The organism is Paludifilum halophilum, assembly GCF_002245355.1.
Lineage (GTDB): Bacteria > Bacillota > Bacilli > Thermoactinomycetales > DSM-45169 > Paludifilum > Paludifilum halophilum.
The window spans coordinates 44,035-66,124 of sequence record NZ_NOWF01000004.1; the positions used below are offsets into that span (position 1 = coordinate 44,035).

Annotated in this window: 24 protein-coding genes; 16 read left to right on the plus strand and 8 right to left on the minus strand. The window is 53.0% G+C overall.

Going from position 1 to position 22,090, the window contains the following annotated elements; genetic code table 11:
- Nucleotides 1-36: 36 nt before the first annotated feature.
- From CHM34_RS07365 to CHM34_RS07430, 14 genes are all read left to right on the plus strand, one after another.
- Nucleotides 37-1,077, plus strand: a complete 1,041-nt coding sequence (locus CHM34_RS07365; protein WP_094263968.1) for a YkvI family membrane protein — start codon at nucleotides 37-39, stop codon at nucleotides 1,075-1,077.
- A 179-nt stretch (nucleotides 1,078-1,256) separates the two neighbouring features.
- On the plus strand, nucleotides 1,257-1,763 hold the full coding sequence (locus CHM34_RS07370) for a lysophospholipid acyltransferase family protein (protein ID WP_094263969.1): 507 nt from the start codon (nucleotides 1,257-1,259) through the stop codon (nucleotides 1,761-1,763).
- Between the two features lie 26 nt (nucleotides 1,764-1,789).
- Nucleotides 1,790-1,921: a hypothetical protein gene (locus CHM34_RS19970; protein WP_276207689.1), complete on the plus strand. Its 132-nt coding sequence runs from the start codon at nucleotides 1,790-1,792 to the stop codon at nucleotides 1,919-1,921.
- 5 nt (nucleotides 1,922-1,926) lie between these two features.
- Nucleotides 1,927-2,121: a DUF951 domain-containing protein gene (locus CHM34_RS07380; protein ID WP_094263971.1), complete on the plus strand. Its 195-nt coding sequence runs from the start codon at nucleotides 1,927-1,929 to the stop codon at nucleotides 2,119-2,121.
- 162 nt (nucleotides 2,122-2,283) lie between these two features.
- A complete protein-coding gene (ychF, locus tag CHM34_RS07385) occupies nucleotides 2,284-3,384 on the plus strand; it encodes a redox-regulated ATPase YchF (RefSeq protein WP_094263972.1) in 1,101 nt (366 codons plus the stop codon).
- 258 nt (nucleotides 3,385-3,642) lie between these two features.
- On the plus strand, nucleotides 3,643-3,936 hold the full coding sequence (gene rpsF / locus CHM34_RS07390) for a 30S ribosomal protein S6 (RefSeq protein ID WP_094263973.1): 294 nt from the start codon (nucleotides 3,643-3,645) through the stop codon (nucleotides 3,934-3,936).
- 45 nt (nucleotides 3,937-3,981) lie between these two features.
- On the plus strand, nucleotides 3,982-4,431 hold the full coding sequence (gene ssb / locus CHM34_RS07395; protein WP_094263974.1) for a single-stranded DNA-binding protein: 450 nt from the start codon (nucleotides 3,982-3,984) through the stop codon (nucleotides 4,429-4,431).
- 38 nt (nucleotides 4,432-4,469) lie between these two features.
- Nucleotides 4,470-4,697: a 30S ribosomal protein S18 gene (gene rpsR, locus CHM34_RS07400; RefSeq protein WP_094263975.1), complete on the plus strand. Its 228-nt coding sequence runs from the start codon at nucleotides 4,470-4,472 to the stop codon at nucleotides 4,695-4,697.
- Between the two features lie 421 nt (nucleotides 4,698-5,118).
- A complete protein-coding gene (locus CHM34_RS07405; protein ID WP_094263976.1) occupies nucleotides 5,119-5,430 on the plus strand; it encodes a MazG-like family protein in 312 nt (103 codons plus the stop codon).
- A gap of 8 nt (nucleotides 5,431-5,438) precedes the next feature.
- Nucleotides 5,439-6,344 carry a DUF2232 domain-containing protein gene (locus tag CHM34_RS07410; protein WP_094263977.1) on the plus strand — a complete coding sequence of 302 codons (906 nt, stop codon included), beginning with the start codon at nucleotides 5,439-5,441 and terminating at the stop codon, nucleotides 6,342-6,344.
- A gap of 103 nt (nucleotides 6,345-6,447) precedes the next feature.
- Nucleotides 6,448-8,403: a DHH family phosphoesterase gene (locus CHM34_RS07415; protein ID WP_094264226.1), complete on the plus strand. Its 1,956-nt coding sequence runs from the start codon at nucleotides 6,448-6,450 to the stop codon at nucleotides 8,401-8,403.
- Complete coding sequence (gene rplI, locus CHM34_RS07420) at nucleotides 8,400-8,846, plus strand: 50S ribosomal protein L9 (protein WP_094263978.1); 447 nt, start codon at nucleotides 8,400-8,402, stop codon at nucleotides 8,844-8,846. Before CHM34_RS07415 ends, rplI begins: the two co-directional genes overlap by 4 nt.
- A gap of 79 nt (nucleotides 8,847-8,925) precedes the next feature.
- Nucleotides 8,926-10,278: a replicative DNA helicase gene (dnaB, locus tag CHM34_RS07425; RefSeq protein ID WP_094263979.1), complete on the plus strand. Its 1,353-nt coding sequence runs from the start codon at nucleotides 8,926-8,928 to the stop codon at nucleotides 10,276-10,278.
- A 129-nt stretch (nucleotides 10,279-10,407) separates the two neighbouring features.
- Nucleotides 10,408-11,694, plus strand: coding sequence for an adenylosuccinate synthase (locus tag CHM34_RS07430; RefSeq protein WP_094263980.1), 1,287 nt, complete (start codon nucleotides 10,408-10,410; stop codon nucleotides 11,692-11,694).
- 56 nt (nucleotides 11,695-11,750) lie between these two features.
- Here CHM34_RS07430 and rlmH read toward each other — a convergent pair whose 3' ends face one another.
- The 8 genes from rlmH to CHM34_RS07470 all read right to left on the minus strand — a co-directional run bounded on the left by rlmH (nucleotide 11,751) and on the right by CHM34_RS07470 (nucleotide 20,178).
- Complete coding sequence (gene rlmH, locus CHM34_RS07435; RefSeq protein WP_094263981.1) at nucleotides 11,751-12,230, minus strand: 23S rRNA (pseudouridine(1915)-N(3))-methyltransferase RlmH; 480 nt, start codon at nucleotides 12,228-12,230, stop codon at nucleotides 11,751-11,753.
- A 110-nt stretch (nucleotides 12,231-12,340) separates the two neighbouring features.
- Complete coding sequence (locus CHM34_RS07440) at nucleotides 12,341-13,522, minus strand: S1C family serine protease (protein ID WP_094263982.1); 1,182 nt, start codon at nucleotides 13,520-13,522, stop codon at nucleotides 12,341-12,343.
- Nucleotides 13,523-13,692: 170 nt separating this feature from the next.
- Nucleotides 13,693-14,493, minus strand: coding sequence for an MBL fold metallo-hydrolase (locus CHM34_RS07445; RefSeq protein WP_094263983.1), 801 nt, complete (start codon nucleotides 14,491-14,493; stop codon nucleotides 13,693-13,695).
- Nucleotides 14,494-14,648: 155 nt separating this feature from the next.
- Nucleotides 14,649-15,401, minus strand: coding sequence for a two-component system regulatory protein YycI (yycI, locus tag CHM34_RS07450; protein WP_094263984.1), 753 nt, complete (start codon nucleotides 15,399-15,401; stop codon nucleotides 14,649-14,651).
- On the minus strand, nucleotides 15,388-16,758 hold the full coding sequence (locus CHM34_RS07455) for a YycH family regulatory protein (protein ID WP_094263985.1): 1,371 nt from the start codon (nucleotides 16,756-16,758) through the stop codon (nucleotides 15,388-15,390). Before CHM34_RS07455 ends, yycI begins: the two co-directional genes overlap by 14 nt.
- Nucleotides 16,755-18,566 (minus strand): ATP-binding protein, encoded by a 1,812-nt coding sequence (locus tag CHM34_RS07460; RefSeq protein WP_094263986.1) that lies wholly within the window; start codon nucleotides 18,564-18,566, stop codon nucleotides 16,755-16,757. The genes CHM34_RS07455 and CHM34_RS07460 overlap by 4 nt, the downstream gene beginning before the upstream one ends.
- Nucleotides 18,567-18,571: 5 nt before the next feature.
- Nucleotides 18,572-19,276 carry a response regulator YycF gene (yycF, locus tag CHM34_RS07465; protein ID WP_094263987.1) on the minus strand — a complete coding sequence of 235 codons (705 nt, stop codon included), beginning with the start codon at nucleotides 19,274-19,276 and terminating at the stop codon, nucleotides 18,572-18,574.
- Between the two features lie 29 nt (nucleotides 19,277-19,305).
- Nucleotides 19,306-20,178 carry a gluzincin family metallopeptidase gene (locus CHM34_RS07470; protein WP_094263988.1) on the minus strand — a complete coding sequence of 291 codons (873 nt, stop codon included), beginning with the start codon at nucleotides 20,176-20,178 and terminating at the stop codon, nucleotides 19,306-19,308.
- A 206-nt stretch (nucleotides 20,179-20,384) separates the two neighbouring features.
- Between CHM34_RS07470 and CHM34_RS07475 the strand changes: the two genes are divergently transcribed.
- Both CHM34_RS07475 and CHM34_RS07480 read left to right on the plus strand, forming a co-directional pair.
- Nucleotides 20,385-21,134 carry a YheC/YheD family protein gene (locus CHM34_RS07475; protein ID WP_094263989.1) on the plus strand — a complete coding sequence of 250 codons (750 nt, stop codon included), beginning with the start codon at nucleotides 20,385-20,387 and terminating at the stop codon, nucleotides 21,132-21,134.
- A 201-nt stretch (nucleotides 21,135-21,335) separates the two neighbouring features.
- Nucleotides 21,336-22,067, plus strand: a complete 732-nt coding sequence (locus tag CHM34_RS07480) for a hypothetical protein (protein WP_094263990.1) — start codon at nucleotides 21,336-21,338, stop codon at nucleotides 22,065-22,067.
- The last annotated feature ends 23 nt before the right edge of the window (nucleotides 22,068-22,090 follow it).

Sequence of the window (22,090 nt, forward strand, 5' to 3'; positions counted from 1 at the left end):
ATACATGTAAGGACAGCCCGGACAAGGGGGATCGCAATGCGTTTTCATCTGTGGCATTCCGTCAAAATAAGCATGACCGTCGTGGGTACGACGATCGGGGCGGGCTTCGCATCCGGGAGGGAGATCTGGGAGTTTTTCGGTTCCTACGGGGAGGGAAGCAGTACCGGGGTTCTCCTGTCGATGGGCCTCTTTTTTGCGGCGACGGTGATTATTCTTCGGATCAGTTGGGAGAAAAAGACCACCCATTATTCCGAATTACTGGCCCACGTGATCGGAACTAAATTGGCTAAGGGATTCGACGGTGTGGTCTTGTTATTTCTTCTTACCAGCACTTTGGTTATGGTAGCGGGCAGTGGAGCCACCTTTCAGGAATGGAACAGCTCTTTTTTAACCGGAGTCTGGGTAATGGTCGGGGCAGTGATGGTGATTGTCTGTTTTGACTTGAAAGGGCTCATGTCAATGAATGCGGCGATCATCCCGATTATGACAGCGGTATTGGTATTGGTTTGTCTTCATTTTTTGAACAGCGGAAGCCCCTCCGGACTGTGGACGGGCTCGGAGACGGAAGTGCTTCCGGTGTGGCCTTCTGCCATTACCTACGCCGCTTTCAACATGATTTCCCTGTTAGCGGTCTTGTCCACGATGGGCCAACAGATCCGCCATGTCGGGGAAATTTGGGTGGCAGGAGGGATCAGCACCCTTTGTCTGGGTCTGATTGCTTATCTGTATAATTATTCGTTGATGCGGGTGGAAAGTCTGATCTCTCAATATGAGATTCCCCTTTTTGCTCTGGTTCGGGATTACTCCCCGGTCTGGGTGATCACCATTTCCTTGATCTTATGGTTGGCGATCTATACAACCGCCGTCAGCAATATCCACGGCTTGATTTTCCGCGTGTCCGGTTATGTTTCTCTTCCCCGTTGGGCGGTGGGAGGGGCTGTCCTTTTGTTGTTAGTTCCCTTGAGTCGGTTGGGTTTTGTCAACCTGATTACCTTTCTTTACCCTTTATACGGTGTGATCAATCTGTTTCTGCTCACGATGCTTCTCTTGTACCCCTTTTCCCGGGAAAAGGAATAAGGCGTTCAGAGAGAAGAGAATCCGGATGTAAAAAAAAACGTTGCCTGGGACACTCCGTTGCAGTTTCAGGTACAAAATCTTCCCCGGACCCTTCCGCTTCCGGGATTGCTGAGTCCTCGAAAGATGTAACATCCCTCCGTTACAATAAAAGAGATGACCGATAGACAGGAGGGGTTCCGATGATCTACGGGACGGCTAAAAGGCTGGTTCAAACGGTTCTCCGGCTGTATCACCGCGTGGAAGTGGAGGGAATGGAACGGGTGCCGGAGGTCGGCTCTCTCATCCTTGTGGGGAATCATGTAAGTTATCTGGACCCTTTTTACATCGGAGCTGTTTTGCCGCGAAAAGTTCATTATATGGCGAAAAAGGAATCCTTCTCGCGTCCCTGGACCTGTTGGTTTCTCCGCCGCGTGGGGGCATTTCCCGTCAATCGGGAAAAACCGGATATCCGCTCTCTCAAAACGGCCTTGAATCGCTTAAAAGAGAAGAACATGGTCGGTATTTTTCCGGAAGGGGGACGAAGAGAAGAGGATCCGATGCAGTCGTTAAAAAACGGAGCAACTTACCTGGCTTTGAAGGAAGGTGCCCCGATCCTGCCGGTCTATATTGAGGGGACGGACAAGGCTTTGCCCCGACAGGGCAAATGGATCCGTCCGGCCCGGATTCGGATCCGTTCGGGGAGTTGATCCGGCCCGGGGCGATGGAGGGGCGGGTGAAGGAAGAACAGGAACGGATCAGCCGGGATATCGTCGATTCCTTTCACCGCATGGCCCGTAAGAAGCGAATTCCGTTGAAACCGGTCCTTGGGCTTTTTATAATGAAGGATAAAAGAGAGGTGGGCTGAGGTCGATGGAGCGAAAAACCTTCCAATTGGGAGATGTCATTGAAATGAAAAAGCCTCATCCCTGCGGTACCAACGCATGGAAGGTGATCCGCATGGGGATGGATATCCGGATCAAATGCACGGGGTGCGGACATAGTGTGATGTTACCCCGTTCTCGGTTTGAAAGGCGAATGAAAAAGGTGTTGAAGCAGGCGGAGTAACCCGCTTTCGGTCGGCGGCGATGCTTTGGTATCCATCGGAGTACCGTTAAAGGTGCTTTGGCTGCGTTTCATGACTTTTCGGCCCGGTTTTGCTATCATGGACGAGGATTGGATGGCGGCGGAAACGCAACCATGACGACTGACCGAAGGAGATGAACGAGCATGCCGTTGACGACGGGCATTGTCGGCCTGCCCAACGTAGGCAAGTCGACACTGTTTAACGCGATTACCCGGGCCGGGGCGGAGTCGGCCAATTATCCGTTTTGTACGATCGATCCCAATGTGGGGGTTGTCGATGTGCCTGATGAACGCTTGGGACGATTGGCGGAAATGTTTAACCCCCGACAGATTCTGCCTACTTCCTTTCAATTCGTGGATATTGCCGGCTTGGTTCAAGGAGCCAGCCGCGGTGAAGGGCTGGGTAATCAGTTTTTGGCCCACATCCGGGAAGTGGATGCCATTATCCACGTGGTACGCTGTTTCGAAGGTAATGAGATTACACATGTATCCGGGTCCGTGGATCCTGTAAGTGATATGGAAACGATCAACCTGGAGTTGATATTGGCTGATTTGGAAACGGTGGAGCGGCGGATGGACCGTGTCGCCCGCCAGAAGAAGAGCGGCGATAAACAGGCGATGCAGGAATATGATGTGTTACAGCGGCTTCAGGAAGCTTTGGCCGATGAAAAGCCGGCCCGTCACCTGGACTTGGAAGAAGAGGAGATGGAACGGATTCGTTCACTCAATCTGCTCACTTTGAAGAAGGTATTATATGCCGCCAATGTGAGCGAGGAGGATGCGGCGAATCCCGACCAAAATCCCCGGGTGCGGAAGGTGATGGAACAGGCCGCCGCCGAAGGTGCCGGGGTCGTTACCATCAGTGCCCAATTGGAAGCGGAGATCGTGGAATTGGACGGAGAGGAGCGAGAAGCGTTCCTGAATGAAATGGGGCTGGAATCTTCCGGGCTCGATCGGTTGGTGGCGGCGGCGTACCGTTTATTGGGGCTGATCACCTATTTTACTGCCGGGGAAAAAGAAGTCCGGGCCTGGACGGTCCGGGAAGGGGCGAAAGCGCCGCAGGCGGCAGGAGTGATTCACTCCGATTTTGAACGCGGATTTATCCGCGCGGAGGTTGTCAGTTATGAGGATCTGATGGAGGCGGGTTCCATGGCCCAGGCGAGGGAACGGGGACTGCTCCGTTCCGAAGGGAAGGATTATGTCGTTCAAGACGGAGATGTGATTCATTTCCGATTCAATGTCTAGGAACGTTGTGAAATAGCCCTTTTTCGGGAGGGTGGGGTTCCACACGGAGTGCCTTTGGCTCGTCAGAACAACGAAACGGAGTGTGGACCCCACCCCGACCCGCCAAGGACGAACTCCATTATAACGCTTCTAGTCCTTTCGATGTGAATTCTTGTCAAAGGGTCGTTCTTCTGATAGAATATAGAATCGTGAATGCAGACATTCACTCCTTGCCCTGCTTTCAAGGGGCCGTTACAGTCCAGGAGGAGGTGGAAAACGATGCACAAATATGAGCTGATGTTCATCACTCGTCCCGATTTGGACGAAGAGAAACTGAACAGTATCCGTGAGAAGATTGAAGGTGACATCACGGCAAACAACGGTGAAAACGTGGAGACGGAACATTTCGGTAAACGTCGACTGGCTTACCTGATCGATAACTACCCGGAAGGTATTTATACCGTTGTCACCTTTAACGGAAACGATGACACCGTGAAAGGATTGGATCGCCGGATCAAGCTGAACGATGATGTGATCCGTCATATGGTAATCAACATCGATGATAAAAAGTAAGGGCATGCCGCGGAAAGAAAATCGGCCCAAAGGGAGAGGTTGCCGATGTTAAACCGGGTGGTTTTGATCGGTCGTCTGACGCGGGATCCGGAGCTCCGTTATACCCCTAACGGCGTGGCTGTTACCAGCTTCAATCTGGCGGTCAACCGCCGGTTTACCAATCAACAGGGGGAACGGGAAGCGGACTTCATCGATATCGTCGCTTGGCGGCAGTTGGCGGAAACCGTCGCCAACTATATGAAAAAAGGGCGTCAGGTGGCTGTCGAGGGGCGTCTTCAGATCCGTAAGTTCGAAAATCAGGAAGGGCGCCGAATAAAAGTGGCCGAGGTTGTCGCGGAGAACGTTCAGTTTTTGGAGCCCCGCTCCAGCTCCGGATCTTACAATCAGGGTTACGACAACAGCGGCGGATTCGACTCGAACCGGAGTTCGTCCAACGATCCCTTTGCGGATGACGGAAAACCGATCGACATTTCCGACGACGATTTGCCCTTTTGATACAGAACCGGAAAATAGGTTGAGAGGGGGTTTTTGCCATGGCGCGTCGCCGCGGAAACAAGCGCCGTAAGGTTTGTTACTTTACGGTAAACAAAATCGAGTACATCGATTACAAAGACGTCGATCTGCTGCGGAAGTTCATCAGCGAGCGCGGCAAGATTCTGCCGCGCCGGGTCACCGGTACTTCTTCCAAGTACCAACGCCAATTGACCCGTGCCATCAAGCGGGCCCGTCAGATGGCCCTGTTGCCGTACGCTACGGACTGACAAATCCAGATAAGGCGCATCGTCGTCGAAAGGAACGGAAAAACCCTGCACTCCAACGAGTTGCAGGGTTGTCTTTCATATCAGGCCGGCGACCTGCAGCATGCGCTCTTCCCTGCTCAATATTTGGTTCATCAACGACAGTTTTTTTTTCAAACCTCTCAATCACAATGCTTCTAGTGGATGGACAGAGAAAAAAGATGGTATCCGGGAAAAGAAGGAAATCAGCCTGCTTGTGTTGAACATACCTCCTAGTCGATGTTGCGGACGGGCGTCCCCGCTGAAGGGTTGAATAAGAGTCACCCGTCCGCCTTCGCTTGTTCAACGTCGTTTTCCCTCTCTGTTCATCATACACAGAGGGCTCGGTTCAGATAAAACACTTCCGGACAGGGAGCCCGAGCCCCTTTTAAAGGAGTGCTGATTGATGAGCCGGCCGGAGCGCAGCGTACATATCGCCAAGAGTGTCAAAGTGATTGAATGGTTGAAGACGGAGTTGTTGGATCAAGTAGCCAACCTGTTTAAGGGGCTGCATTATGCGAACCAGTCTTTGATATCCGACAGCTTGGCCAGTCTGGTCGTCGCCACCTATGTCCTCGCACGGCGGGTCGGCTTTTCTTACCGGGAAGTGGATCAAGCCGTCACTCGCAAATTGCGGGAACATACCCGGGAACGGCACCAGCTGGAGGATTGGTATGGGGATTTATCCCAGCTGGAAGAATATATTGGCAAGAGGTGACGGTTGTTTTGTCCCGTTTCTCCGATATTCGTGACGGGCTGATGGCATCAGGCCTGTTTCTATTACTGCTGCTTTTGCTGATCACTCCGTTATCGCTGATCAGTGTATGGTTTCTCCCTCTTCCCTTCCTTCTGGTGACGGCCAGGAACGGGTGGCATTCCGTCCTGTTTTCTGCCGCTCTCTGCAGTTTCTTCTCCTTGTTGTTCACCGGACAACCCCTGTTTTTGCTCCTGGTTTTTTTCTCCGTTATGACAGGAGGGGTTATGGGTTTTCTCTATCGCAAAGAGACCTCTACCGGAACCGATGTCGCCCTGGGGGGATTGGTGGCGGCCTGGGTCGGGCTGTTGCTGTCGGGGTTGGCCGTGGCTTTTTTCACCGACGTTTTGGCCCATATTCAAACCATCTGGCGGGAACAGTGGGAAATGACGCAGGAGATGTTCCGTTCGGCCGGAGTGGATGAGCCTTTCGATCCGGATGCCGTCAAGATGGTGATCCCCGGGGTCTCCATGTTGTTCACTCTTCCTTTTCCGTTGCTCAACCTCGTTTTGGGCCGCCGTCTTTTGATGAGGAAGGGATTGCCCGGGAAATACCTCCTTCTTTTTCGAAAGTGGAGGCTGCCTCGCGGCTTTTTCTATTTTTATCTTCTCTCTCTGGTGGTCCTGCTTCTGTTCAGTGAATCGGAATCAGTAGGGATCGCCTTTGGAAATATCGTGATCGTCTTGTATCTCCTTTTTTTCATTCAGGGACTCGCTTTCACCGTATTTTTACTGCACCGTTTTCAACGGGGAAAGGGTTGGGCCTTTGCTGCTGTTTTTTTGTCCTTTCTTCTCCCTCCAGTCATGGTGGCGGTTCATTTCCTGGGCATTCTGGATACTGGAACCGCTATACGCAACCGGTTGGAGGAAAAGAGGTAGCGGGGATCGCCTATGAATAAGTTGTCAGCTGGGGTAAAATAGAAATCAGATGCGCATATCATACGGTGAGTAAGCAAAAAGGGTTTCGGGGTTGAGGGATGTTATGCCGAACTTCATTACTAAACGTTGGCACGGTTATCACATGATATTTGCCATGTGCTTCAGTTTGATCCTGATTGCGGTATTGGCCACATTTGATTGGCATTATGCTTTGCTGGGGCTGGTCGTGTTCCTGTTCCTGGCGTGGATTCTGTATGAAGCGGAACAGCGTTTTCGCAAGGAGTTCGTCGATTACGTTCTCACATTGTCCTATCGCGTCAAGGGCGCGAACCAGTCCGCCGTTGACCGGATGCCGATCGGGATCCTTTTGTATGACCGAAATGATCGAGTGGAGTGGCATAATCCCTTTGTCAAGGAGATGACGGGCCGGGATCAGTTGGTCGGTGTTTCCGTTCCCGAAGTCTTTCCCCAGTTAAAAGGGCGCAAGAGTGCTCCTGAACGGATGGAAGTGGGTGAACGAACCTATCAGGTGATCCACCGCAGTGAAGAGCGCCTTTATTTCTTTCGCGACATTACCCGCCTGGAAAAATTGGAAAAGCGATATGAAAGGGAACAGGTGGTTATCGGCTTTCTCCATATGGATAACTATGAGGAAGCGGGAAGCGGAATGGATGATCAGGAACGGACTCTGCTTTTAACCAATGTGACCACAGCCATCACCCGCTGGGCTCAAAAATACGATATCAGTTTACGCAGTTTTGATTCCGACAAGTTTTTCATGGTATTTCAGCGGGAATCCTTGGAACGGTTGATCGACAGCCGCTTTGATATTCTGGATGTTGTTCGGGATATGACCCGACAGAACAAAATTCCGATTACCCTGAGCATCGGAGTGGCGGCCGAGGGGCCGTCCATGGTGGAACAAACCCAATCGGCTCAGGCATCCTTGGATATCGCCCTCGCCCGGGGCGGGGATCAAGCGGCCCTTCAGGACGGAGATCGAACGGTCTTTTTCGGGGGGAAATCCAATGCCGTGGAAAAACGGACCCGGGTTCGTGCCCGGGTGATCTCTCATGCCCTGTCCAATCTGATACGGGATAGTGAACGCGTTCTGATCATGGGTCATGATCAGCCGGACATGGATGCTCTCGGATCGTCGATCGGGGTGCTGAAGGCCGTTCGAAATGTGGGGAAGGAAGGCTATATCGTGATCGGGGATTCCAATCCCTCCATTGACGGATTGGTGGAAGCGATCCGGGGTCATGAGTTGGAGGAGGCCCTGGTCAGTCCGGAACGATCTTTGCAATTGATGAATGAAAATACCCTGTTGATTTTGGTGGATACACATAAACCGGCGCTTACCATTGAACCCCGGTTGGTCGATAAGGCGGCGCGGGTGGTTGTGATCGATCATCATCGCCGGGGAGAGGAATTTGTCCGCGATCCGGTGTTGGTTTATCTGGAGCCCTACGCTTCCTCCACCAGCGAATTGGTAACGGAGCTGTTGCAGTACCAGGATGAGCGGATGACGATGGACACATTGGAAACCACGGCTCTGATGGCAGGAATTGTCGTGGATACCAAGAGTTTCGCCTTCCGATCGGGTTCCCGCACCTTTGAAGCGGCGTCTTTTCTCCGCCGTCACGGGGCGGATCTGAGTTTAGTGCAGTCCCTGTTGAAAGAGGACTTGAACCGTTTTGTCAAACGGGCCGAGATTGTCAAAAATACCGAAGTATTATACGATAAAATTGCGATCGCTGTCGGGGAAGAGGGAGAGAGTTACAACCAACTCGTGATCGCCCAGGCAGCGGATACCCTGCTCAATATGAAGGGGGTCAGCGCCTCTTTTGTGATCGGGCTTCGGGCCGACGGAAAAGTGGCGATCAGTGCCCGGTCCCAGGGAGAGATTAACGTTCAGCTGATTATGGAGGAACTGGGAGGCGGGGGGCATCTGACCAATGCCGCGGTCCAATTGGAAGAGGTGACGCCGGAACAGGCCCGCCAACAGCTGGAGGACGTATTGAGGCAGGCATACGAGAAAGGGGGCGACACCGGATGAAAGTGATCTTTCAACAAGATGTTAAGGGGAAAGGAAAAAAAGGGGAAGTCAAGGAAGTAGCCGAGGGTTATGCCCGTAACTATCTCCTCCCCCGCAAACTGGCCGTCGAAGCTTCTTCAGGAAATATGAAAGCACTGAAGGAACAGCAGCGGCGGGAAGAAGCCCGAAAAGAGGAAGAAAGGGCCGAGGCGAAACAACTGGCTGAAAAACTGGAAAAGGTGGATTTGACGCTGCGGATGAAATCCGGGGAAGGCGGTCGCCTTTTCGGTTCGGTGACGTCCAAGCAGATCAGCCAGCACTTGAAAAAAGAGCACGGGATCTCTGTGGACAAGAAAAAAATTCAATTGAGCGAACCGATCCGTACCCTCGGCGTTACTCAAGTACCTGTCAAGCTGCACCCGAAAGTGACTGCGACGCTTTCGGTTCAGGTTTTGGAAGAATAGACCGGGATGACATCGACGGCGCTCCACCCGGGGTGGGGCGCCTTTTTCAGTGCCGGACGGTTGGAGAGGATGATGGAAGATGAGCGAACTGTTTGCGGATCGGATGCCTCCCCACAACCAGGAAGCGGAACAGGCGGTACTGGGTGCCGTTCTGATTGAACCCTCCGTTCTGGTGACGGTGACGGAACGGGTTCGGCCTGAAGACTTCTACCGTCAAGCTCATCAACGTCTGTTTCAGGTCATGATCGATCTGTCGGAAGAGGGACAGCCGGTGGATCTGGTGACCCTGACTTCTGAGTTGCAGAACAGGAAATCACTAGAGGAAACAGGCGGTGTGTCATACCTGACGGATTTGGCTTCAGCCGTGCCCACCGCCGCCAATGTGGAATATTACGCCCGGATTGTGGAGGAAAAAGCCATTCTTCGGCGCTTGATCCGAACGGCGACGGAGATTGCTACCTCCGGGTACACCGGAGGCGAAGAAGTGGCTACGGTGATTGATTCCGCGGAAAAGAAAATACTGGAAATTTCCCAACGCCGTATGCGCCGCGAGGGATTTATCCCGATCCGGGATATCCTGATGGATACCTTCGAGCAAATCGAATCCCTTCACTACAATCAGGGTAAACTGACAGGTCTCCCTTCCGGGTATACGGATTTGGATCGGATGACATCCGGATTTCAGAGTGCCGATCTGATTATCCTGGCGGCGCGTCCCAGTATGGGCAAAACCGCCTTCTCCCTCAATGTCGCCCAAAATGTTGCCGTCCGATCCGGACAGCCGGTCGCCATATTCAATCTGGAGATGTCCGCTCCCCAGCTGGTACAGCGGATGCTGGCGGCGGAAGGGAACATCGATGCCCAGGTATTCCGTACCGGACATCTGGAGGAGGAGGACTGGGAGAAGCTGACCATGGCGATCAGCACATTGTCTGAGGCGCCGATCTATATCGACGATACCCCGGGGATCAGCGTATTCGACATCCGGGGCAAATTGCGCCGGCTTCAAGCGGAGCACGGCCTCGGATTGGTCCTGATTGATTATCTGCAACTGATTGAAGGTCGGGGACGGGACAGCCGCCAACAGGAGATTTCGGAGATATCCCGTTCGCTGAAATTGTTGGCCCGGGAACTGAATGTCCCCGTGATCGCCCTTTCCCAGCTTTCCCGTGCCGTCGAACAGCGGCAGGATAAGCGTCCGATGCTGTCCGACCTGAGGGAATCCGGATCCATCGAACAGGATGCGGATATCGTTTCTTTTTTGTATCGGGATGACTACTACAATGAAGAATCGGAGAAAAAGAATATTATCGAAGTGATTCTGGCCAAGCACCGGAATGGTCCGATCGGTAAAGTGGAACTCCTTTTCCTCAAGAATTACAATAAATTTCTCAGCTTGGACCTCCGTCACGGTCAGGAAATCGAGGCGTAAAAACGAATAATAAAAAGGATATTCGTTTAATTGTTCGTTTTTTCGTTGACATTCCCACCGTTTCCCTGTAAACTGGAGGAGGATTCGACGATGAACGGATGAATGAACCGCCGTGAAGGAGGACTGCCCATGTCGTCGGTGGTGGTTGTAGGTACCCAGTGGGGTGACGAAGGAAAGGGGAAAATCACGGATTACCTGGCGGAAAAGGCGGAAGTGGTTTCCCGATACCAGGGGGGAAACAATGCCGGACACACGATCGTATTTGCCGGCAAGCGGTACAAGTTGCACCTGATTCCTTCGGGAATCTTTTACCCGGAAAAAGTGTGTGTCCTGGGGAACGGGATGGTCCTCCATCCCGAAGCGTTGGTGGAGGAGCTGACCTATCTGCGGTCCCATGGGGTTTCCCCCCAGAACCTGCGCATATCGGATCGGGCCCATGTGATCATGCCCTACCACATTAAGTTGGATATGGCGGAGGAAAGCCGCAAGGGAGCGGGCAAGATCGGAACAACCGGGAAGGGGATCGGACCGGCCTATATGGATAAAGCCGCCCGTACCGGAATCCGCATTTCGGACCTTTTAAACCGGGATCGGTTTGCTGAGAAGCTGGAGAAGAATTTGGAGGACAAAAACCGTCTGTTGGAACGGGTTTACGATACGACGGGATTCACTTTTGAAGAGGTGTACGAGCGGTACTTGACTTGTGCCGACCAAATCCGCCCGTATGTGACGGATACTTCCGTGGTGCTGAATGATGCCGTCGACCAGGGGCGGCGGGTTCTTTTTGAAGGAGCACAGGGAGTCATGTTGGATATCGACCAAGGGACCTATCCTTTCGTCACTTCCTCCAACCCTGTTGCCGGCGGGGTTTGCATCGGTTCCGGCGTCGGCCCGACCAAGATTCATCATGTGATCGGTGTGGCCAAGGCTTACACCACCCGTGTCGGCGATGGTCCTTTTCCCACGGAATTGAAGGATGAAGTCGGTGATCAGATCCGGGAAGTCGGGCGGGAGTACGGGACGACCACGGGTCGGCCCCGCCGGGTCGGCTGGTTCGACAGTGTCGTCGTTCGGCATGCTCGCCGGGTGAGCGGAATTACCGGCCTCTCCCTTAATTCTTTGGATGTGCTCACCGGTTTGAAGACGGTCAAAATCTGTACCGCCTACCGGTACCGGGGGAGAAAGCTTGAAAATTATCCCGCCAATCTGGATGTGCTGGCGGAATGCGAACCCGTCTATGAGGAGCTTCCCGGTTGGGATGAAGATATTACTGGGGCGCAGGCACTGAGTGACCTTCCTTTGGCGGCCCAACACTATGTGGAACGGATCACCCACCTGACGGGAATCCCCCTTTCTCTCTTCTCTGTCGGTCCGGGCCGCGAGCAGACGATCCAAGTGCGGCCGGTGTATGCATAAATACGGAGAACGAAAAGCGATGGCCGATCGCGGAATCCGCGGGCCATCGCTTTTTATTACTTATGGTAGGTTTCTCCCCGGTTGATCTTAAAAGACCGGTAAAGTTGTTCCACCAGGATCAACCGCATAAGCTGGTGGGGGAAGGTCATTTTGGAGAAAGAGAGTGTAAAGTCGGCGCGTTTGATCACTTCTTTGGATAAGCCGTAGGAACCGCCGATGATAAAGGTTAGTTTGCTGCGGCCGTAGGTGGCCAGCTGATCAATGTGGTTGGCCAGTGTTTCCGAAGAGAGGGTGACTCCGTTAATGGCTAAGGCTATGGTATAGGTGTCCGGGGAGAGATAACGCAGGATGCGTTCTCCCTCTCTATCGAGAATCTGTCTCACTTCATTGTCACTAAGCGGTTCCTGACCCTTTTCCTCGTGGATTTCTTTCACTTCCGTTTTGGCGTAGGGGGTGAGCCGCCGGATGTATTCTTCCACCCCGGTACGGAGATAACGTTCTTTTAGCTTTCCGACGGCGATAATTTGTATCCGCATGGGAATCCTCCAATCCGTTCTCCGGTTGCTCGTTCAGTTTAACACGGAAGGCGTTTGAAAACGAAGAAGCCCCGCCGTTCCTTGACGGCGGGGCTTTCAGTCTCCGTGTATTAGTCGGCTTCTGTCAATTCGACGGTTTTGGTCAACTTCTTTCCATCCCGATAAAGAGTGATCTTGATCGATTCTCCGATCTCTTTTTCCTTCCACAGGTAGGAGCGAAGTTCGGAACTGCTCCGGATCTTTTGATCATCCAAAGCGACGATGACGTCGCGGGCTTCCAATCCGCCCTTGTCGGCGCCGCTGCCGGGGACAACCTCCAGCACCACGGATCCCTTGGTGACGTTATCCGGCAAGTTAAGCTCCGATTCCCAGGCCTGACGCGGGACCGCTTCCAGGTCTTCCAGCCCGATTCCCAGATAGGGACGGCGCACTTCTCCATAACGGATCAAATCGTTGATAATCGGTTTGGCATCATTGGCGGGAATAGCGAAGCCAAGGCCTTCAATTCCCTGTTGAGCGATCTTCAGGCTGTTGATCCCGATGACCTGACCGGCGGCGTTTACCAGGGCCCCTCCGCTGTTCCCGGGGTTAATGGCGGCATCCGTCTGGATCACATCCATGGACATGGTGTCGGAAATGCGGAAGTTGCGTTGAGGGGAACTGATAACACCGGTCGTGACGGATTGGGAAAATTCAAGGCCCAGGGGGTTTCCAATCGCGATAGCCGGTTCACCGGCTTTCAGTTTGTCGGAATTGCCGAATTCGGCGACGGTATCCACTTTATCGTCCGGCATTTGCAGAACCGCTAAGTCGGTCGCTTCGTCACCGCCCAGCACTTCCGCCTCGACGGGCTTCCCTTCGTTGTTTTTTTTCGGGATGACCACCCCGACTTTACTGGCCCCTTTAATGACGTGATAGTTGGTAACGACCAAGGCTTTGCCGTCTTCTTTTCTAAAAATGATGCCGGATCCCGTTCCCTGCTGTTCAGGTTCCTGGCTGAAGGGATCGCGGTTCTGAGTATAGTTGATGACTCCGACCACAGCGGGTCGTACTTTTTCCACTGCTCGGGTGATATCGTTGTCGACATTGACGCTGACGGTCTTTTCGGCTCCTTTCTCTTCTGCTAGAGAAGGGCCTTTGCCGAGAAAGAACTGCTCCGGGAGAACTCCTGCTCGCACAAGGACCGGTGATACGGTCAGGACCACCATTCCGCCGATGACGGCGGAAACGAGGGCGGTAATGAATATCACCACTCCGCGGCGGATACGGTCCGAATGATCATAATACCCCACGGCTTCATGCCTCCTCGCTTCACATATCAGTCGGTCAATTCCCTCTTCATTATGCGAATAGGCTATACATATTATACTATTTCCCGAAGGGGAAGTAGGCAAGTGGCTGACCGTTCAAAAATGTGTGACAAAGTTTTGTCCGCCCCGTAACGGCAACCTGGTGATGCGGGTTATCGTTTGGGGCGGATCCTGCGAAGAGGGGTGGCCCGGGACGGGTAGGTGTCCCGAAGATGGATATCGGTTCCCACTTTGAGTCCGTGTTCTTCCAGAATTCCTTTGACTGTGAGATGAGCCAACTCCGTCAGGTTGTTATCCTGGCTCAAATGAGCCAAGAAGACATCCTCTCCGTTCCCTTCGATGATTTCCAACAACCCTTCAGCGGCGTCCTCGTTGGACAGGTGGCCGACATCGCTCAAAATGCGCCGTTTTACATTCCAGGGATAGGTCCCCATCCGCAACATGTCCACATCGTGATTGGATTCAAAGATCAAAGCGTCAGCCGCCTTCACTTTTTCGATGATCCGCCGATTGATGTACCCGACATCTGTCACCAGTCCGAGGGTGCATTGTTTGTTGTGAAAACAGAAACTCATCGGTTCCGCCGCGTCGTGGGAAATGGGGAAAGATTCCACCGTCAGATCCCCCAGTTCCAGGACAGAGCCGGTGGCGAACACATGTCGCTGGGAATCGTCGATATGGCCGACACTGGAAGGCAGATGAGACCATGTGGCCTCATTCGTATAGATCGGCAACTCGTATCGGCGGGCGAAAACTCCCAGTCCTTTCACATGGTCGCTATGTTCGTGGGTAACGAGAATCGCATCCAATTGAGCGGGGTCGGCTCCGACGGAGCGGAGCAGCTTTTCCAGCTGTTTCCCACTCAACCCCGCGTCGATTAAAATCCGGATGTGTTCTGTCTCCACATAGATGGCGTTTCCTGTACTCCCGCTGGCAAGTATGCTATACCTCATCCCGTTTTCTTCCTCTTTCTCTAAAAGCTTTGTGATTGAGCACGTCCTTGGTGGGTCGGGGTGGGGGTCCACACTCCGTTTCGTTGTTCTGACGAGCCAAAGGCACTCCGTGTGGAACCCCACCCTCCCGAACAGGGGACTTTTTCACTATGCTTCTAAGGCTTTTTGGTGTTCATCGCCGTGTCGCTTCCACCGGTCAGAGCATTGACATAGTAGGTTTTGTCCACGGTTTTAATCCGCCAGACCGGGTGAAGGATGCGCACCTCCGCATCGTATGACGGACCGTGGTAGCCCAATTCCATACTGGTAATGGTAGATCCTTTTTGTATCCGGCGGTTTTCGATCAGACTGAGCAGAGCGGTGTGGGAGGTCACCCCCTGCTGAGGTGAACTGTTTTCGTCATTGATTTTAAAGCGGACCAGGTGCAGGGATTCCACCCGGTCCCCCTTCATCCGCACTTGAAGGCGGGCATCGAATAAGGGGCGGTCCCCCCAATACTGATAATAAACTTTGCGATCGGACGAGGATTCTCCGGGGTCGTACTGGAAATCATCGAAGTGATCCACATATCGGCGGAGCAACCTGTTTAGCCGGTGGAGCGATGTCCCTGCTTCCGGAGCGGGTTGGAGGTTGCGTTCGTAGCTTCCGTCGGTGTTGGATTCCCAGTCGTTGTCCGGAGGAGCCGGTTTGGCTTCCAGATAAGTGACCCGGGGAGGTTCCGAGGGGAGGTCCGTGGTTACGGTGATTTCTTTGTCTTGAAGCAGCTGGGCGAGTTCCCGCCGAGTGTCTTTGGCGCTGTTGATGTTGTCCGACTGTTCGTTTCTTGCTTGCAGCAGTTGCGCCGCTAGAAACAGATTTAAGGCGAGGAAAGCGAGGATCAGGATGGTTTTTGCTTTACTCCAGTCCATCGGTCTCTCCCCCCGCTTCCGCTGTCGGGATCATCTTACGCTCATCATCATTGAGAACGATCACCCAGCACGGAATCAATTGGACTCGGTCGGATTTGGACACCGCTTGGTAACCGGGGTGGATCCATCGTATATCCAACAGATCGATTCCTTTTTCCTGCAAGGCATCCAGCAGTTCCTCCTGGTTGGGAAGTTCATCGATGTTCTGTTTTGGATCGGTGGACAGATAGCGGAGCGAGCGCTCATAAGCCGTGATCCCCTTGCCCGTGGTGCTTAAACGGATGGTACCGGGATTGCTGCTGTCTTTGTCGGACCAGTACACGGGGGAATGGTCCACGAACAGACGGAAAATATAATCGGGCAATCCGCTGTTTTTATCCAGTTCCACGGTGTCCAGCAGATAATTGCCGGTCCAGCCGCTGTGTCGGTTCATAAACTGGTTGATGGCGTTCAGATCTTCCGTCAGGGTGGACTTGCGGTTGGTGTTGGTCGCCGGGTCGTTATAGACCATGTTTCCTGTCCGGGTATTGTGTTGCAGGTTACTGCGCCCGTCTGTATAGATGTAGGTGTTGTCCAAAACCAGACTTTGACGGGCCAAGTCCGGATCGCGAAACAGAATCTGTTTCATGTGTTCCGGCTTAATCGGTCCCTTGAGACGGAAGGTGTAGCGGTTCATCGCCGGTCGGTTTTCCGGAAGATAAAAAGGACAAGGGATGCCTTGATTCTCTTTGTCCCACTCGGAGCCCCCATCGGAAAAAACGGGTTCCAACGGGCCGCCGGTTTCATTCCCCATGGTTCTGATCCAGTCGTCGAAGGACTGGACCTTTATCGTAGTCTGCATGACTTCCTGTTCCCGGTCGGAGATGAACCAGGCGAACAATTCCTTCGACTGGTCTTCTTCAAAGATCCAGATGCGGCTGACGGATTCCAATTCCGGCAGTTGGGTGTTGAAAAGGGTTTGAACCGTTCCCGGGGGAAAGTCATGGTTGAAGCGAAGCTCAAGCCCTGTCCGCTTCTCGATCATTTCCTTCCAAAGAGAAGGGGAAGGATCGATGAGCTCGGCACTTTCGGTCTCCGCACGATCCAACTTTTCCAAAAGAGACTCGTATTTTTGGCGGTCCCCCTTTGGAAGGACTTTTCGGTGTTCTCCTTTTTGGTGAAGGATGAACTCCTGAGGAGCGGCCAGTTCATAAGCCTTTTCCTTTTGGAATTTTTCACTTCCAATCGGAGGCGGTTTCAGATAGTAGTTTTGACGGCTTTCCTCATAGGAAGGGGAGCTGTACCACAATAAACCTGTCTGAACGAAGCTGGCCGCCACCAATAACACCAGCAGGGCGGATTTGGCGTACTTGATCATCGAACCACCTCCGGTTCACAAGGGGGAAGGGTAAAGGAGACGGTGGTTCCTTCACCGTATTGGCTTTCGATTCCGATTTCCCCTCCATGGCCTCGGATCATTTCCCGGGCGATGGACAGCCCCAGACCTGTTCCCCCCATACTGCGGGATCGGGCCTTATCGACACGATAAAAGCGGTCAAAAATTCGTTCCAGATCTTTTTTCGGAATCCCGATCCCGGTGTCGGCGACGGAGACGGTGATAAACCCGTCGCTCCGTTTGCGGGCGGACAGTGTGATACTGCCCCCCGCTTGGGTGTATTTGACGGCGTTGGAGAGAAGGTTATCCAACACTTGGTCCACCTGATCCCGGTCGGCATAGACCCGGGGCAGGCGGTCGGAGATGGACAGGGTGAAATCGATCTCCTTTTGTTCACATTGAACGGAGAAGCGATCCGCCGCGTCCTCCAACACTTCAGACAGAAGCAGGGGTTGTTTGTGGAAGCGGACCTTTTCCGCGTCCAGGCGGGAGAGTTGGAGCAGATCGTGGATCAGCCGCGTCATCCGTTCCGCTTCCTGACGAGTGACCCGCAGGAAACGGGAGGCCAGTTCTTTCTCTTCCATCGCTCCTCCCTCATCCAGGGCCTCCAAATAACTTTTGATGGTGGTCAGGGGCGTCCGAAGCTCATGGGAGACGTTAGCGACGAACTCCTTGCGTTGTCGGTCCAGCTTCTCCTCTTCGGTCACATCCTGAAGAACGACGATAAGCCCTACCGTTTCCCGTCCGGGTCGGCGGATCGGGGTGAAAGTGAGTTTAACTACGGTCAGATGTTCATCCTCTGAGTCATTCAGTTCCAGATATGTCTCCCGCTCTTCCGCCAAGGGCGGGGTTAGGGGTTGAGCCAGAGGGAGGACTTGGTTGATCGATTCTCCATGTTGAAAGGATCGGTTGAGAATCTCTTCGGCACGGCGATTCATCACAATTACCCGCCCCCGGCGGTCGGTGGCGATGACACCGTCGCTCATGTTGGCCAGGACGGATTCCAGTTTTCCTTTTTCCTCTTCCTTTTGTGAAAGGGCTTCCCGGAGGTGATGGGCCAGGTGGTTGAAGGAGGAGGCCAGTTGGCCGATTTCGTCCTGGCTTTTTACATCCACTTTCCGGTCGAAATTCCCCTCCGCCATCACCGTCGCCTGTCGGGTGATTTCCTTGACGGGATTGGTAATCGTTCGGGCCAATACGACTCCCAGGATACCGGTACCCACCAGGGACACCAGGGTAATTTTGATCAAATAATTATTGATCGTACGGATAGTCTTATACATTTCTTCCATCGGGGCTTCGATATAAATCGCCCCGATGACCAGTCCGTCCTCCATGACCGGGTAACTCACCAGCATTTGGCGCTGGCCGTTGGGGCTGGGACGGATTTGCACGTCGGATTGAACATCTCCTTGCAGAACCCGGGAAACTTTGACGTTTTTCTGACCGACCAGGGATTTATTATCGGAACTGGTGCTGAGAACGATTCCGTCCTGGTCCACGACTTGTACGACATCGGTCTTGTTGTCCAGTGTGAACAGCGCCTGAATCAGTTCGTCGATTTTTTTGCGCTGGTTTTGGCTGTTTTCCCGACTCCCCATCGCATCCGCCACTTTGTCTTGAAGCAGTTCGGCCTGGGTCTGAAGCCGGTTGCGGAAGTTGCCCTCATAGTACTGTTCCACGTTGCGGAAGAAGTAGACCCCGATCAACTGAACGGCGATCAAAAGCAGTAAAATATAGATGATCACTACTTTCCACTGAACGCTGTTGAAAATTCGCAGCCATTTCATGGGGGTCACCGTTCAGCGTCAGGATCCCGCATGGTATAGCCGATGCCCCGCCGTGTGATGATGTACTGGGGTTGGCTGGGATCGTCTTCGATTTTTTCCCGCAGGCGCCGGATCGTGACATCCACTGTGCGCACGTCGCCGAAATAATCGTATCCCCACACCGATTGCAGGAGATGCTCCCGAGTCAGCACCTGATTGATATGCTTGGCCATGTACAGAAGCAGTTCGAATTCCCGGTGGGTCAGGTCGACGGGATTTTTGTGTTTGCTGACGATGTAACTGTTTTGGTCGATGGTGAGGGCGCCGACGGCGAGGGTGTCGTCGGTGGAGGGCGGTTGGCTCCGGTCTCTGGACCGCCGCAGATTCGCCTTGATTCGAGCCAGTAACTCCCGGTTGCTGAAAGGTTTGGTTACATAGTCGTCAGCTCCGATTTCCAGCCCCAACACTTTATCCACTTCCGAATCTTTGGCCGTTACCATGATGATCGGCATCTGATGGACTTGGCGCACCTTGCGGCAGACCTCGATCCCGTCCGTTCCGGGCAGCATCAAGTCCAACAGAATCAGATCGGGAGGCTCTTCAGATACGCGGGTGAGAGCCTCGTCCCCATCATAGACGCACTCCACTTGGTAGCCTTCTTTACTTAGATTAAACTGCAAAATATCCGCAATGGGACGCTCGTCTTCCACGACGAGGATTTTGATACTCATGGCGGGGTGCCTCCCATAGGAGAGTTTTTCTAACGGACGAATCGCTTCCAATGTCGGTAGGATTCCTCGGTCGACTCGCCAAAAACTTGTTCCCAGGCGGCATCGAAGGAATCCCCCCGGGAAAGTCTCCGGTGCAGGTCGCGAAGGCGGCCTTCTCCTTTTCGCTCCACTGTGGTGCGCAGAAGTAAAAAGGCTTGGCGGTAAGCCAGAGATTGATTGGGCAATTGTTCAAACCGATGGACCAAATCCTCGTAACGGTAAGGGGATTGCCCATTCAGTCGGTTGGCGGGGGTGGCTCCTTCGTATCCCAATTCCCGGTATTCCACCCACTGAGCGTAAGCTTCCGTATACCATATCGGGTAATTCCCGCCGGTAGCCTTATCCAAGTACAGGTGGGCGATTTCGTGATAGAGAGGGCCTTTTTCGCGGAAGAGCCGGGCCCATTTTTCCGGGGCCTTTTTGGCCGAGGGGAATCCTTCATGCCAAACCTCGGGGTTTAAAAGATAAATCGCCCCGGAAAAATAAACACCGGTTGCACTTTGCTTTTTTTTCCAGGAAAAATGCGATTGAAGAGAGTCGCGGTCAGGAAACAGAAAAACGGGCACCGGATGATTCAGTTGGAAGTGAACCCGTTTTTCAAAGGTTTTAAGCATCTGTTCCGCTTCCCGGGAGATCAGCCGGGCCTGGGTCCTCATCGCTGATGGATAATAGATCTTGACCCGGGTGGTTTCCAGTACTTCACCGTCCCGAAACCGCCAAGCTTCCAGCCAATGATTTCCCTGATGAAGGACCGGTTGAGCGATCACTTGTCCCTGATGACTCCACCCAAAGAAAAAGAGAAGGGTAAAGGATATGAAAAAAAGGAACAGACTTCGGGTCGATCGGTGAATGGTCGCATTCATTTTCGCACAATCCCTTTACAGAAACAATCCAAGGCTTCAGCTCCTATTTTAACACATTAAAAAGGCGGGACCATCCGGCGCTTTTTGCCGAAAAATAGGCTTTCCTTGCTGGCTCCTGTTTCCGAGTGAAGGAATAGACTGTAAGGGGTTGAATCCGACGGTTCGATTCCGGACGAAGGTATTTACGAAAAACGGAGGCATCCGGTATGCGCAGATATCGTCAAATCGCCAGTAAAGCGCTGAAAACAAAAGTGATGTTGGAGAACCCGATTCTTGCCCCATATATCCCTTTCACGACTTGGTATTCCGAAGCCTCTCTGAAACGGATGCTTTCCTCTTATCCTACGGTCTTTGTCAAGCCGGACAAGGGGGGCGGAGGAGCAGGGATTATCAGAGTCCGTCGGGTGACGGAAAGAGGGTATCAGGTGAATTTTCACAGGACCGGCCGTATGGTTGATGCGGAACATCTTCACGCTGTAATCAGCCGGTTGCAGCGAATTGACAAGAGATATTTGATTCAACAGGGAATCGATTTGGCCCGAATCAACGGGAGGCCGGTGGATATCCGGGTGTTACTGCAAAAGCCGGGCCGGCGCTGGATCGTCAGCGGAATGATCGCCAAGGTGGCGGCCCGGGGCCAGTTTGTAACCAATCATTGCAAAGGGGGACAACCGATTTCCGTGGAAAGGGCCTTGTCTTTGTCAGGGAATACGGGGAATCCCCTTCCGTCCGACCGGACAGAGGAATTGGAAAAAATGGCTTTGCTGACGGCATGGGTATTGGATTCCCGGTTTCCGGGACTCAGGGAACTGGGGATCGATGTAGGTGCGGATCAAGAGGGGAAGCTGTGGATCTTTGAAGTGAATACCCGCCCTCAGTTCCAGATGTTCCGGAAAACCGAAAGAAAAAAAGAGTACAGGAAAATTTTAAACCATCATCGCAGGCTGGTCCGTTAGAAGAACGGAAACTTGTCCAAATTCGACAAAATATTCCGTTGACGGTGAAGGCGGGCGTTGATACTATATTTGGCAAAAGAAGGATTTGCATCCGAAATGAGAGAAAAAGATGCGGTGCTGCCTTGCCTTTTGGTTCGCCTCTATCATTTACCGGCCATGTTTGAAAGCGCATTTCACTTTTTCTGAAGGGTGGGTTCAAGCATGACGATTACTGTAGGTGTTTACTTGGGAAAGAAAGACCGTTTTCTGCGCAACTGGTACGATATTCTCCCCAGAGGGCAGTTTCCCCTATTGGTCAAGTACTGTATCCAGTCGTATCTGAAAGGGGTTTATTTCCCCCTGGATACGATCTGCGACCGGGAGAGTTTCAAGGAAAGGATGCGCCTGTTGAAGGAGTTGTCCCCCACTCAGCGAAATGTCACATTTACTCCGGAAGACGGTCCGGTTTACCAATGGGTGGATGGAGTGGACAACGGGTATCGGAGCGAAGAGATTAAGAGCATTCTGAAAGATACGATCATACATACCCTGTTGGACGAGTTTGAGCGAACGCCTCTCGCTTTCCAACATGAGCGAAGGCGTTACGGCGGATATTGGAACGGTTCTCATGAGGGGACGCCTCCTTACATGTACATGCGGGAAAGGGATAAAAAATCCCCTCGCTATGAAGGCGTCTGGGAAGGGAGAGAAAACCGTCTGCCTTCCGAAGGCAGAGAAAGTTGGGTGGCCGATCGTTTCCCCGAAGAGGAGAAGGTTTCCTATCCGGGCCTCAAGCGGGAAGAACCGGTTTTGAGGAGGGATCCGATCGAGATCGAAGAGATGTACCGATCCGAGGAAGTAACCCAGCGATCCTCCGCGGATGATCATTCCCTCGACGGAAAAAAGGAAGCGCCTTACCGGGGCTTTCACCATTGGGTGGATCGCCTCGGCTAAGGCGTGTCTGAACTCCCGACTAA